The 414-nt window shown below is 62.6% G+C and carries 1 pseudogene; it reads right to left on the reverse strand.

Annotation, left to right across the window (positions count from 1 at the left end):
* A pseudogene (locus P0D71_RS36085) lies at positions 1 to 414 on the reverse strand (adhesin); the annotation flags it as partial.

Here is a 414-nt window from a genome sequence, read left to right on the forward strand (position 1 = left end):
TGGAAGTACTTGATGCCGCCACCACCGTTGGTGATGTTGTTCACCGTGTTGCTGATGTTGGTGACGTTGCCTGCGATGTTGCTGACGTTGTTGCTCAGGTTGGTCACGTTGTTGTTGATCGTGTTGACCTTTGCGTCTTCCGACTGCAACTGGCTGACGTTGACCGCATCCGTCGCCGACGAACCGGCTGCCACGTTCGTGATGCGGCGTTCCTTGCCTGCTGCGCCGACCGAGACTTCACCATTGGCCGCCGATGCCGTGCCCGACAGCGCCGCCGTGCCCGGGTTGTAGCCCGTTGTCGACAGGTTTGCCGTCGTCGTCGAGTTCGAGCCCAGTGCAACCGAGTTCGCCGCCGAGGCCGCTGCCGCACCGCCAATCGCCACCGCATCCGTACCCGTTGCCGACGAATCCGCC

The sequence above is a fragment of the Paraburkholderia sp. RL17-383-BIF-A genome, from assembly GCF_046028015.1.
In the GTDB taxonomy this organism is placed as follows: Bacteria; Pseudomonadota; Gammaproteobacteria; order Burkholderiales; family Burkholderiaceae; genus Paraburkholderia.